The sequence below is a fragment of the Halorussus salinus genome (assembly GCF_004765815.2).
GTDB lineage: Archaea > Halobacteriota > Halobacteria > Halobacteriales > Haladaptataceae > Halorussus > Halorussus salinus.
Genome location: NZ_SBIS02000008.1, coordinates 156726 through 168797, shown reverse-complemented (window position 1 = coordinate 168797; position 12072 = coordinate 156726). Strand labels below are relative to the sequence as shown.

The window sequence follows — 12072 nt, the reverse complement described above, 5'->3', positions numbered from 1 at the left end:
TCTCAGAGATACACGTCGAACCGAGCGCCCCCGAGGTCCGACTCGCCGACCTCGATGCGCCCCCCGTAGCTCTCGGCCACCGTCGCGACCAAGTGGAGACCGAGACCGGCACCCGCGTTCGACCCGGCCGTGAACCCGCGTTCGAGGACTTCCTCGGGGTCGTCGGTCGGCAACCCGTCGCCGTCGTCCGCGACGGTGACGACCGCGCCGTCCGGCCGGTCGGCGAGTTCGACCCGAATCCGGTCGGCGTCCGCGTGTTCGACCGCGTTGGCGACGAGGTTGTCGAACAGTTCTTCGACCAGCGGCCCGGCCTCGACCCGCGGTGCGTCGCCGGTCACGTCGAGGCCGATGCCCCGCGCTTCGGCGCGGGCCGCGTGGCTCTCGACGGCCGACCGGACCGCCGGGCGGAGCGCGACGAGTTCGGTCGCCTCGCCCTCCTCGGCCCGGAGGAGGGTGCCGACCTTCTCGATTATGTCGATGCTCTCCTCGACGGTCTCGGTCGCGGTCGCCACGTAGTCGGTTGCCTCGTCGGGGAGGTCCAACTCCGCGAGTCGCTGGAGGTTCCCGTGGACGACCTGCTCTTTGTTCCGCACGTCGTGGCGCAACAGCGAGTGGAGAAACGCCTCGCGGTTCGTGACCCGCACGCGGTCGGTGATGTCGGTGATGGTGACGTACACCCGCGAGTAGTCGTCGGCGTACTCGTCGGGGACATTGACCTCCATGAGTTCGTGTTTCCGCTCGCCGTCGAGGGTCTTCATCACCGACTCGGTTCGGAAGTGAGTCTCGCCGCGGGCGACGGTCGCCATCAGCGACTTGTACGCCTCGAAGGACTCGTCGGTGAACAGCGCGTCCATGTTCTCGACCAGTTCGCGCTTGCTCGCCGCGCCGTAGTACTCCAAGGCGTTCTCGTTCACGTCGATGATGCGAACCTCGTCCAACAACCGGCTGGCTTCCGCCGCGTTCCGGTCGAGATACGCCTCCAAATCGTCCACGTCCCCCGCCGTCTCGTCGAGACGGGCCTTCACGCCCGAGAAGTCCTCGACCCAGAACACCATCGGATTGCTCTCGAACAGCGACCGATACCGGCGCTCGTTCTCCCGGCGAGCGGCCTCGGCCCGGCGGTACTCGACGGCCTGCCGGACGGAGTTTGCCAGTACGTCGTACTGGGAGTCCGGGTCGCCACCTTTCTGGACGTACCGGTCCGCGCCGAGGTTCAGCGCGTCCATCGCGACCTCCTCTCTGCCGCGGCCGGTGAACATCACGAACGGCACGTCGCTGTCGCGCTCCTCGCGCACCGTCTCCAAGAGTTCCAACCCGTCGGTCTCCGGCATGCGATAGTCCGAGACGACCGCGTCGTAGTCGCCAGCGTCGAGTCGCTCCAAAGCCGCCGCCGCCGTGGGGACGGTTTCGACGGTCAGTCCGTCGTCGGCGCGTTCGAGAAACGTCCGACCGAGTTCCCGCAGATGCTCGTCGTCGTCCACGTAGAGGACGGAGAGGCCCGCGTCCTCGTGACCTGCTGTCATCCTGACTGCAAGCTTCCGAGGCGGTCGTAATATAACCTCGGGGTGGGTCCGGCCGAAAAAATCGCGACGAGAGACCGGTCGTTCCGGCTACTCCTTTCGCTTACGCATCTCGGCGACCGGCAGGCCGAAGAGACCGACGAGTAACGCCGCGGCGAACCCGAGCGTCAGGTTCCGCTCTACGTCCGACTCACCAGAGCCTCCGGTCCCGCCCGCGGGCTGGACCGACTTCACGTCGGGGGCGGCCCCGGACCCGACCGCGACCGCGCCCTTCATGCCCATCCCCTTGTGGGGCGTGCAGGCGTACTTGGTGAGTCCGGCCTCCTCGAAGGTGTGTTCGAAGGTGTGGCCCGAACTGCCCGTCATCTCGCTCTCGAAGGAGCCGTCTTCGGCGACGACGTTGTGACTGCCGCCCTTGCCGGTCCACTTCCAGACGACCGTCGTGCCGGGGTCCACCCGGACCGCCGCGGGACCGAACGCGAAGTTCCCGTTGTTGCCCGTCGCGCCGACTTCTATCGTCACTTTCGACCGGCCGGTCAGGTCCACGACGCCCTCGTAGTTCGACACGCCGCCCAGCCAGTCGCCGAGTTTCTCGCCGGAGCCGCCGGAACCGCTCGACTGGTCGGAGTCGCCGGAACCGCCGCCGTCGCCAGCGGAGTCGCTACTCGACGCGGCCCCGGAGGCCGCCTCGCTTCCGACGACGACAGCGCCCTTCATGCCCATCGCCTTGTGCGGCGTGCAGGCGTACTTCGAGATGCCCTTCTCCTCGAAGGTTTGGGAGAAAGTGTGGCCCGAACTGCCCGTCATCTTACTCTCGAACGAGCCGTTTTCGGCCACGACGTTGTGCGACCCGCCTTTCCCGGTCCACTTCCAGACGACCGTCGTGCCGGGGTCCACCCGGACAGCGGCCGGGCCGAACGCGAAGTTCCCGTTGTTGCCCTTCGCGCCGACTTCTACCGTCACCTCGCTGTTGCCGGTCTTATCCACCACGCCGTCGTAGTTCGACACGTTCTCGAACCACCCGCCGAAGGCCGACTGGGCCGCCGCGGGTGCGCTCGCGCCAGCGCCGACGGCCGCGACGCCCGCGAGGCCTGCCGCGCCCTTCAGGAAGGTTCGTCGGTCCAACGCGCCACCGGAACGGGAGATGTCGGAGTTCGTCATATCTCGACGTTCCGCGGAAAGATGGATATAAACCCGCTCCCGTTCCCGTCCGGTGAAAATCGAGTCGAACGTGTTCGGGCGAGTGACGTGGGGTCGTCGTTTCGGCGAATTCCGGCGGGTTCCGGTGAGTTCCGGCGAGGTCGTCGTTCCGGTGAGTCCCGCCGCGGTCGCCGGTCGTCGCTCGGCGGAATCGCGCCTCGTTACTCCAGTGAGACTTCGACCAGCGACATCTCGTCGCTCGGAATCGCAGTTTCGAGCGCGTCGTGCAACTCCCGCCAGTCGTCGGGCCGGTACGCCTCGATACCGAAGCTCTCGGCGAACGTCTGGAAGTCCGGGTTGGCGAGTTCTGTCCCGAAGTGTTCCCCGCGGTGTTCGACCTGCTCCTCGGTGATGAGACCGTACTCGTCGTCGCAGAACAGCAGAATCGTGTAGCCACAGCCGATTCGGGTCGCGGTCTCTATCTCGGCGGCGTTCATCATGAACCCGCCGTCGCCCGTCGCGGCGACGACGTTCGAATCCACCGCGAGGTCGGCCGCGAGACCGCCGGGCACCGAGATGCCCATCGAGGCGAGTCCGTTCGAGATGATGCAGGTGTTCGGTTCGTAGGTCGGGTAGTTCTGCGCGATGGCCATCTTGTGGCTCCCCACGTCCGAGAGGAGAACGTCGTCGTCGGCCATCTCCTCGCGGAGGACCGGCAGGACTTTTCGGACCGTGAAGGGGTCGCCGGACTCGCGGTCGGGAGTCACGTCGGCGAGGATGTGTTCGCGCAGGTCGTCGTACCAGTCGGTCTCGAAGGTGGCGTCGATTTCGTCACAGCAGGCGTCGAGTTTCCGGACCGCCGCCGCGATGTCGGCGACGACTTCCACGTCGGGGTTGTAGTGTTCGTACACCTCGGCGGGTTCGCTGTCCACGTGGACGATTGTGGTGTCGGCGTCGGGGTTCCAGTCGGCGGGGTCGTGTTCGGCGATGTCGTAGCCGACCGTGATGGCGAGGTCGGCCGACTCGATGGCGTCGGAGGCCTCCTCGTGTTCGCCCGAGTCGAGCGTGAGCAGGGAGTGGTCGTCGTCGTCCGACACCGCGCCCTTGCCCATGTAGGTCGCCGCGACCGGGAGGTCGTAGGTCTCCGCGAACGACCGTAACTCCTCGCTGGCGTCGGTCCGGACCGCGCCGTTGCCCGCGATGACGATGGGTCGGTCGGCCGCCGCCAGCAGGTCGCGCACGCGGTCGAGCGAGGGCACGTCGGGTTCGGGCCTGCGGACGCGCCCGCGGGACTCCATCGGGCGCACGTCGCAGTCGTCGTACGCTACGTCCTCGGGGAGTTCGAGGTGAGTCGCGCCGGGTTTCTCGTGCTGGGCGGTCTTGAAGGCCTTCCGGACCGACTCGTGGACGATGCCGGGGTCCGAAATCTGGGCGTTCCACTTCGTCACCGGCGCGAACATGTCCACCACGTCGAGTTTCTGGTGGCTCTCGACGTGGAGGCTTTCGAGGCCGCCCTGTCCGGTGATGGCGACCAGCGGAGCCTTGTCGAGGTTGGCGTCGGCGACCCCCGTCAGGAGGTTGGTCGCGCCCGGTCCGAGCGTCGAGAGACAGACCCCGGCGTCGCCGGTCAATCGGCCGTACACGTCGGCCATGAAGGCCGCGCCCTGTTCGTGGCGCACCGGGACGAAGGTGATGTCGGAGTCCCGGAGCGCGAACATCGTCGCCTCGTTCTCCTCGCCCGGCAGGCCGAAGACGTACTCGACGCCCTCGCGTTCGAGTCCCGCGACCAGAACCTCTGCGGTGTTCATGGAACCCGAATACGGGTTCGCTCCTCATAGGTTCCATTGCCGATTCGGACCCCGCCGAGCGATTTCGAACCGTTTCGCCGCGACGCGGGGGCGTCCCGTCACGGACCCCGAACGCCGACTCCGAGCGGTCCCTCCTCGGCGACGAGGAAAATAATCGTTCCGGCTTATCAAGCGGTTAAAGAGCAATTAGCGACCACTGCATTTGCGAAAACGACCGCTACTCGACTGTCGTCTCCGACTTTCGGCGAGACGCTCGCGGTCCGAACGCCGACCGGATGCCGACCTGACGCCCACGCTCCGGTCGGGACGTATTAGCCGAATTCGGGACGTAAACGCGGTCTATCGCCGTCTAAACTCGTCGTTGCGCTACGGGAAGGTCGGAAACGACCCGCCGTTTGAAGAACTTTCTCGTAGTTCGCACTGTTCAGAGGATGAGCTTCGAACGAAAGCGCGAAATCATCGACTTCGACTTGGAGAACGGGACCTACCAGACGACCTACGACTACCCGTCCGAACCGCCGAGCGTCGCCGTCGCGCTCGCGCTGATGGAGGTGACGGGCAGGGACGTGACCGACTTCGACCCGCTGTACGAGGCCGCGAGCGTGGACCCGGACGCGCTCGACGAGATGTTTCGACCGAAACCGGGGCCGCGCAGTCGGGACACCGTCGTCGAGTTCACCTACCACGAGTACGAGATTCAGGTCAAGGACTTCGGTCGCATCGTCATCAGGACGCTCCCGAGCAAACAACTCTCGCCGTCGAACTGACCGGATCGAGGCATGTTATCGAACATCAATCCATCCGAGGTTTTATCCCAGATACCGAACAACAGTAGTAGCAGTCGAATGACGCTCTCTCTCCTCGGTCGTTGACCGGACGCACGTCCGCGAACGCGAGTCGACCCGTCCGCCGTCGCCACCGTGGCGTCGAGTGAAAACTCGTCGCTCGCGCCGCGCCGTCGGTCCCGCTCTCCGCCTCGTCGGTTCCGTTCTCCGCGCCGTCGATTCCGTTCTCCACGCGACCTCCTCGTTCGCGGGGCGTCGTCCGGTTCGGTTCACGATAGTGTCGCCGCGTAGCGACCGCCGCCGAAGTCGGGGTAGCGACCAGCGACCGACCCTGCGATTCCACGCAGGACCGACACCCACGAGCAGTCATGCAATCTCAGGACGACACGGAATTCACACGAGACGACGCGAATTGCCAGCAAAACGACCCGAGCCGCCCGCGAGACGACGCCGACCGAACCGAATCCGACCGGCAACCGACCGCACCCGCTCGCTCTGGGACCGCCGTGGTCGCCAAGCGGACCAGTGGCGACCGAGCGCCGGACACGACCGAAATCCGGAAACTGGCCGCGGCCGCGGGCTACGAGGTCGTCGCCGAGCGAACCCAGACCCGGCGGCCGGACTCGGCCCTCCAGTTCGGCAGAGGGAAAGCCGAGGAGCTAGCCGAAACGGTCGCGGCGACCGGCGCGAGCGCCGTGGTCTTCGACAACGAACTCACGCCGACTCAGACGGTCGAACTCGCCGACCTGTGCCCGGACGGGACCGAGGTGCTGGACCGCCACCGCCTCGTCCTCGACATCTTCGAGGAGCAGTCCGGGAGCAAGCGCGCGAGCCTGCAAGTCGAGCGCGCGAAGTTGGAGTGGCATCTGCCGCGCATCCGCGAGAACGCGGACGAACAGGCGATGAACAAGTTCACCGAGTCGGGAACGCGGTACTACGACGTACTCGACCGGATAGACGAACTGAATCGCAAGCTCGCCGCGCTATCCGACGACGCGGCGACCCGGCGCGAGCGCAGGCGCGAGGAGGGTTTCGAGTTCGTCGCGCTGGCGGGCTACACCAACGCGGGCAAGTCCACGCTCCTGCACCGACTCGCCGACGACCTCAACTACGAGGGCGAGACGGACGGCGAACGCACGGACGACGCCACCGAACGCACGGACGACGCCACCGAACGCGCCGACGACGCTACCGACCACGCCGACCTCGACGGCACCGCGGAAATCGAGGACCGACTGTTCAAGACCCTCGACACGACGACGCGCCGGGCGACCGTCGAGGGGCGACGGACGCTCGCCACCGACACCGTGGGGTTCGTGGACGACCTGCCCCACGAGTTGGTCGAGTCGTTCCACGGCACGCTCTCGGCGACCGACTCGGCCGACTGCGTGGTGTTGGTCGCCGACGCGAGCGACCCGCCCGCCGAGTTGCGCCGGAAACTGGCGACGAGTTTCGACCTGCTGGGGAGCGACGAGGGCGGAGCCAGCGACGAGGACGGAGCCAGCGACGAGGACGGAGCCAGCGACGAGGACGGAGCCAGCGACGAGGACGGAGCCAGCGAGGAGTCCGCGGACCCGCCGGTCGTCGCGGCGCTGAACAAGGCCGACCTGCTGGACGACGAGGAACTGGAAGCGCGCGAGGAGGTCGCCGCCGAAGTCGCGGCGGACGCGGCGGTGGACCTCGCCGACTGCCTCGCGGTCAGCGCGGTCGAAGGCGAGAACGTGGACGCGCTCGGTGCGGCGGTCGCCGACGCCCTGCCGGACCTGCGCGAGGAGACCCTTCTCCTCCCGAACGGCGACGACGCGATGAGTCTGGTCTCGTGGCTCTACGACCGCACCGACGTGGCCGACGTGACCTACCGGAGTGACGAGGTAGCAATCGAGTTCGCGGCGAAGGAGTCGGTACTGAAACGAGCGAAATCGAGGGCGGCAGACCTCGAACGCGAAGCGGGCGGTGGAGGAAGCGAGTAGGAGAGAACGCGGAGGGAAAAGAAAGCGAGTAGGAGAGAACGCGAGGAGGGAAGCGCGACCTACATCCCGCCCGCGCCAGCGCCGCCACAGCCAGCGGCCCCGGCACCCGCACCGGCGCAACTCGCGGCGCTGGCGCTCGCGGCCGAACTCGCGGCGACGACCGCCATCCCGCCGTTCTGGCTGTAGTCCTTGCACTCGCCCCACGCAACGGGGGCGATTTCGTCGTCGATGTCGTGGCGTCGTTCCATCTCCTCGCGGAGGTCCGCGACGCCGAAACCAGCGTCGGAGGCGAACCGGTCGGCGAGGTCGGTCGAGACCGCGACGCGGCGACACTCCTCGGCCTCGAACAGCTCGTCGCCGTCGAAGGTGAACTGCACGTCGTAGTGGCGCACAAACACCTCATCGAAGGCCGGTTCGAGCGCGTCAATGGCCTCGCCGACGAGTCGCCACACCGTCTCGAAGTCGGGGTCCTCCACGTCCTCGCCGAGCGAGAAGCGCGCGATTGGCACGGTGACCGGCTCCTCGTCTGGGCCTTCGTTGACCACCGCGACGCCGGTCACGGCCGCCTCCTCGATGCCGTAGGCCTCCGGGTCGAGGGCATTCTGGAGCGCGTCGTCGGCCGCTTGACGGGCGTCGGCAATTCGGTTCTCCTCGTCGTCGCCGTCGCCGAGCAGTCGCTCGATGAGTGACATCGGTCGATTGTACGCGTGTCCGGGACTTGAAAGTTTGCGGGGTACAACTGCCGGGAAGCGACTCCGCAGTCGAGGTGACGAACTACGTCGCTTCCGAAGCCCCCGCCCGCTCGCGGCCGCTGACCGACATCTCCGACGGACGTAGTTGCGTCGGAGAGGGGTCGCTCGGCGACTGAACTGAACGCGAGCGGGCGGCCCCTTCGTCCCACCACGGCGGACGGTTCGCCGAGCGCGTCCGGTGGTTCGGCCGGACGAGCGTTCGCGCGCGGTCCGTCGAGTCGAGCGTCGGCGGGGAGTCCGCACCGCGGACTCCCGGCTACTTGGCGTCTGGACAGACATAGATGTGCTAAACATAGGTATATAATTTTCAAAGAAACTATGACATATCTAGCTTCCAGATTCGTCGCCGTCGCCACCGACGACCAGCACCCGGAGGTCGTTGACGTTCGTCCCCGTCGCGCCGGTGCGAATCGCGCAGTCGGCGTCCGCGAGCGGCGCGAGCGCGTCGTTGGCGGCCAGCGCGTCGCGGGCGGTCTCGGGCCGGATGGCCTCGGTGTTCTCGTCCGCGAAGTCGCTCACGGTTCCGGCGTCCACGAGCGCGCCAGCCGCGTCGGTCCCGCCGTCGCGGCCGTCGGTGTCCACCACGGCGAGCGCGACCGGCGCGTCGGCCGAGGCGTCAAGGTCCAGCGCCCACGAGAGCGCGAACTCCAGATTCGGGCCGCCCGTCCCCTCGCGCCGGACTGTCACCGTCGTCTCGCCGCCCGAGAGGAGAACCGCGGGAGCCTCCACCGGGTCGCCCGTGGCCCGGACCTCCTCGGCTACCGCGGCGTGGGTCTTGGCCGCCTCGCGGGCCTCGCCCCGGACTCGCGACGAGAGAATCGTCGGGTCGAAACCGGCCTCCTTGGCGGCCCCGGCCGCGGCGTCGAGCGCGGTGCGGTTGCCACCGACGACGCGGACCGAGACGCGCTCGAACGCGGGGTGGCCGGGCTTGGGCGTCTCCGGAATCGCTCCTCGCGCGCCCGACGCCAATCGCTCGCGAACCGCCGCGGGCGCGTCGATTCCGTAGCGGTCCAGCACCGCGAGCGCGTCGCCGTACGTCGAGTCGTCGGGCGAGAGCGGGCCGCTCCCGACGACAGCGAGGTCGTCGCCCACCACGTCGCTCAGGGCGAGTCCGACCACCGTCGCGGGGGCCGCGCGCTCGGCGAGTCGGCCGCCCTTCAGCGCCGAAGAGTGCTTGCGGACCGCGTTTATCTCCTCGATGGTCGCGCCGCTCTCCAGTAGCGCGGTCGTGGTCGCTCGCAGGTCCGACAGCGAGAGACCGTCGGCCGGAGCCGGGAGGAGCGCGCTCGCGCCGCCGGTCACGACCGCCAGAATCAGAGTCTCCTCGGCGGCCGCGTCGGCGAGGTCGAGGAGTTCCGCCGCCGCTTCGACGCCGCGCTCGCTGGGCACCGGGTGGTCGGCCTCGCGCACGTCGATTCGGTCCAGCGCGTCGGCACCGTCGGCGTCGTCGGTCACGACCGCGCCGCGGTCGATGCGCTCGCCGAGGAGGGCTTCGAGGGCGCTCGCCGCCCCGACCGCCGCCTTGCCGCCGCCGAGGACGACCACCTCCGAGTAGTCGCCGAGGTCGAACGTCTCGCCCGCGACCGAGAGCCGTGCGCTCGCGTCGAGGGCGACCGCCCCCCGGACCATTCGGTCGGGCCGGGCGGCCGCGAGGGCCTCCTCGACGCAATCGAGCGCGAGGTCCCGGACCGAACCGGCCCGACGGTCGGCCAACAACTCGTCGCGGTTCCGTATCATCGTCGGCGATTCGCGGGCGGGGCGCATAAATCTCGGTCCCGCGTCGCTCCCGAGTCGGCGGAGCGCCCGCTCAGAGGAACTTGGCGTAGCCGCAACTCGAACACCGCAACTCGCTCCCGCTGGCGGACAGCAGGCCCTCGCCACAGTTCGGACACCGGCCGACCGCTTTCGCTCCGACGCGCTCGCCGTTCGCTTCGACCGCGCGCCGGAGCCAGCGAAGTTCCTCCTCCAGTCGCTCGACCCTGCCTTCGAGTTCACGCATCCGGTTCACGCGCCGCCGAGCGGTCCGCCCGCGGATTCGTTCGGTTGTCATATTCTCACACGACCACGGATACGCCGCGAGGAGTCCTAATCGTTGCTCTATCTGCCACTCTCCGAGAACGTGACTCCCGGTCGCGCTCCCCGCGAGCGAAACGGCCGATGTCGTGGGAATCGAGGCGGACCGAAGACTTGACCGACCGTCCCGGAGAACCCGTCTGTATGACCGAGAACGCGGACGACCGACTGCTCGAACTCGACGGCGCGGCGGGCGGCGGCCAACTGGTCCGGACCGCGCTCGCGCTCTCGATGGTCGCCGACGAACCGTTCCGGATGACGAACGTTCGGGGCGACCGACCCACGCCCGGCCTCAAGCCACAGCACCTCGCGGCGGTCCGGGCCGCGGCCGAAGTCTGTGACGCCGCGGTCGAGGGCGCGGAGCAGGGGGCCGAGGAGCTAACCTTCCGGCCGGGGTCGCCGACGGGCGGTGAGCGCGAGTCCGCCGAGCGCGAATCCCGTCGAACGACGTTCGACGGCGGCCGCGTCGAGGTGGACATCGGCACCGCGGGGAGCGCCACCCTGCTGTTCGACGCGCTCCTGCCGGTCGCGGTCGCTCTCGACCGCCCGCTCGCCGTCACCGCGACCGGCGGGACCGACGTGAAGTGGTCGCCCTCGATGGCCCACTACCGCCGGGTCAAACTCCCGCTGGTCCGGGAGGCGGGCCTGCTGGCGACCGTCGAGTGCGACCGGACCGGCTTCTTCCCCGCGGGCGGCGGCGAGGCGACCCTCTGGCTCGCGCCCGCCGCGCGGTCCGACCTGACGGCACTCGACCTGACCGCGCCCGGCGACCTCCGCGGCGTTCGCGTCCGTTCGAAGGAGTCGGCCGACCTCGCGGACGCCGACGTGGCCGCGCGGCAGGCCGCGAGCGCGAGAGAGCGCCTGCGCGCGGGCGACGGTGCCACCGTTCCCGACGAGGTTTCCGTCACCGAGGAGACCCACTCGTCGGTCGCGACCTCCTCGCCGGGGTCGGCGCTCGCGGTCGTGCTGGACTACGAGGAGACGACGGTCGGGTTCGACGCCTTGGGCGAGAAGGGCAAGCCCGCCGAGGCGGTCGGCCGCGAGGCGGCCGCGCGGGCGGTCGAATTTCGAAGGCGAGTCGAGGAGTACGACTCGGCCGCGGTCGCGCCCGCGGTGGACGCCCACACCGCCGACCAACTCGTCGTCGTCCTCGCGCTGGCTGGCGGCCGCGTGGCGATTCCCGCGGTGACGGGTCACGTCCGGACCTGCGTGGACCTCGTGGGCGAGTTCGGCTTCGAGGTCCGAATCGAGGAGGACGGCGACGGGCCGCCCGTGCTGACCGCGCCGAGCGGCGGGGACTGACCGCCGACCGAGCCATCCGACTCGGAGACCTACCTGACTCGGTGGTAGTCGTACTGCCCGCGCACGTTCTCGTGGAAGTACGACCCCTGCGAGCGCGCGCTCAGGAACTCCTCGTACGTCGAGCGGGGCACGTCGGCGTAGCGGTAGATGCCGCCGCTCTGGAACTCGATTTCCAGCACGTTCTCGTCGGCGTCGTAGCCGATGGACCGGACGGAACTCGACGCGACCGGGGTCCGGGTCTCGGCGACCCGCGCCAGTCGCTCGTAGGGGACGTAGCCGACGAGTCGGTCGGCGTGCGAGAGGAGGACGCCGTGGCGGCCCTCCTCCAGTTGGTCGCACTCGATTCGGTCGCCCTCGACCGTGATGGCTTTCATGCCGGTCGTACGACGCCGAGCAGTTCAAGTCGTCGGCCGAGCGAGCGGGCGCGGCCGGGTGCGTTTCGCGGCAGTTTCGGGCGGTACACCTACGCTCCTCGGGAACCTATCGGGGTCCATGCCAGAGGTCTACGGCGAGTACGACGGCGACAGCGACGTGCAGTACGCGGCCTGCATCGTCTGCGGCAAGACCCTCGACCTGTTCGACCAGCATCCCATGTTCGAAGAGGAGACCGTCTCGGAGGTCGGCGACGTGGTGGTCCGGACGTATCACTTCTGTAGCGACGACTGTCGCCAGAAGTGGAAGCGCCAGCGCGACACCGGGGAGTAACGAGAGACGCGAAAGAA

The 12072-nt window shown here is 68.6% G+C and carries 11 protein-coding genes; 4 read left to right on the top strand and 7 right to left on the bottom strand.

Annotated features, from left to right (window positions below; genetic code table 11):
* Nucleotides 1-2: 2 nt before the first annotated feature.
* From EPL00_RS17865 to EPL00_RS17855, 3 genes are all read right to left on the bottom strand, one after another.
* A complete protein-coding gene (locus EPL00_RS17865; RefSeq protein ID WP_135854193.1) occupies nt 3-1523 on the bottom strand; it encodes an ATP-binding response regulator in 1521 nt (506 codons plus the stop codon).
* An 87-nt stretch (nt 1524-1610) separates the two neighbouring features.
* Nucleotides 1611-2681, bottom strand: coding sequence for a halocyanin domain-containing protein (locus EPL00_RS17860; RefSeq protein WP_135854194.1), 1071 nt, complete (start codon nt 2679-2681; stop codon nt 1611-1613).
* Between the two features lie 200 nt (nt 2682-2881).
* Nucleotides 2882-4468, bottom strand: coding sequence for an acetolactate synthase large subunit (locus tag EPL00_RS17855; RefSeq protein WP_135854195.1), 1587 nt, complete (start codon nt 4466-4468; stop codon nt 2882-2884).
* 431 nt (nt 4469-4899) lie between these two features.
* On the opposite strand from EPL00_RS17855, the gene EPL00_RS17850 reads away from it, so the two are divergent.
* Together EPL00_RS17850 and EPL00_RS17845 are read left to right on the top strand one after the other, a co-directional pair.
* On the top strand, nt 4900-5235 hold the full coding sequence (locus tag EPL00_RS17850) for a HalOD1 output domain-containing protein (RefSeq protein WP_135854196.1): 336 nt from the start codon (nt 4900-4902) through the stop codon (nt 5233-5235).
* A gap of 386 nt (nt 5236-5621) precedes the next feature.
* The gene (locus tag EPL00_RS17845) at nt 5622-7223 is read left to right on the top strand and encodes an HflX GTPase family protein (RefSeq protein ID WP_135854197.1); all 1602 of its coding nucleotides are present in this window, start codon (nt 5622-5624) and stop codon (nt 7221-7223) included.
* Between the two features lie 59 nt (nt 7224-7282).
* Here the strand turns inward: EPL00_RS17845 and EPL00_RS17840 are convergent, their stop codons facing one another.
* The 3 genes from EPL00_RS17840 to EPL00_RS17830 all read right to left on the bottom strand — a co-directional run bounded on the left by EPL00_RS17840 (nt 7283) and on the right by EPL00_RS17830 (nt 10025).
* Nucleotides 7283-7915: a hypothetical protein gene (locus EPL00_RS17840; RefSeq protein ID WP_135854198.1), complete on the bottom strand. Its 633-nt coding sequence runs from the start codon at nt 7913-7915 to the stop codon at nt 7283-7285.
* A gap of 387 nt (nt 7916-8302) precedes the next feature.
* A complete protein-coding gene (locus EPL00_RS17835) occupies nt 8303-9712 on the bottom strand; it encodes a glycerate kinase type-2 family protein (protein ID WP_135854199.1) in 1410 nt (469 codons plus the stop codon).
* Nucleotides 9713-9782: 70 nt separating this feature from the next.
* Nucleotides 9783-10025, bottom strand: a complete 243-nt coding sequence (locus tag EPL00_RS17830; protein ID WP_135854200.1) for a hypothetical protein — start codon at nt 10023-10025, stop codon at nt 9783-9785.
* A gap of 167 nt (nt 10026-10192) precedes the next feature.
* Between EPL00_RS17830 and rtcA the strand changes: the two genes are divergently transcribed.
* The gene (rtcA, locus tag EPL00_RS17825) at nt 10193-11350 is read left to right on the top strand and encodes an RNA 3'-terminal phosphate cyclase (RefSeq protein ID WP_135854201.1); all 1158 of its coding nucleotides are present in this window, start codon (nt 10193-10195) and stop codon (nt 11348-11350) included.
* A 29-nt stretch (nt 11351-11379) separates the two neighbouring features.
* On the opposite strand, the gene EPL00_RS17820 is transcribed toward rtcA, so the two are convergent.
* Complete coding sequence (locus tag EPL00_RS17820) at nt 11380-11724, bottom strand: KTSC domain-containing protein (protein WP_135854202.1); 345 nt, start codon at nt 11722-11724, stop codon at nt 11380-11382.
* 118 nt (nt 11725-11842) lie between these two features.
* On the opposite strand from EPL00_RS17820, the gene EPL00_RS17815 reads away from it, so the two are divergent.
* Nucleotides 11843-12055 carry a DUF7576 family protein gene (locus EPL00_RS17815; RefSeq protein ID WP_135854203.1) on the top strand — a complete coding sequence of 71 codons (213 nt, stop codon included), beginning with the start codon at nt 11843-11845 and terminating at the stop codon, nt 12053-12055.
* Nucleotides 12056-12072: the final 17 nt, after the last annotated feature.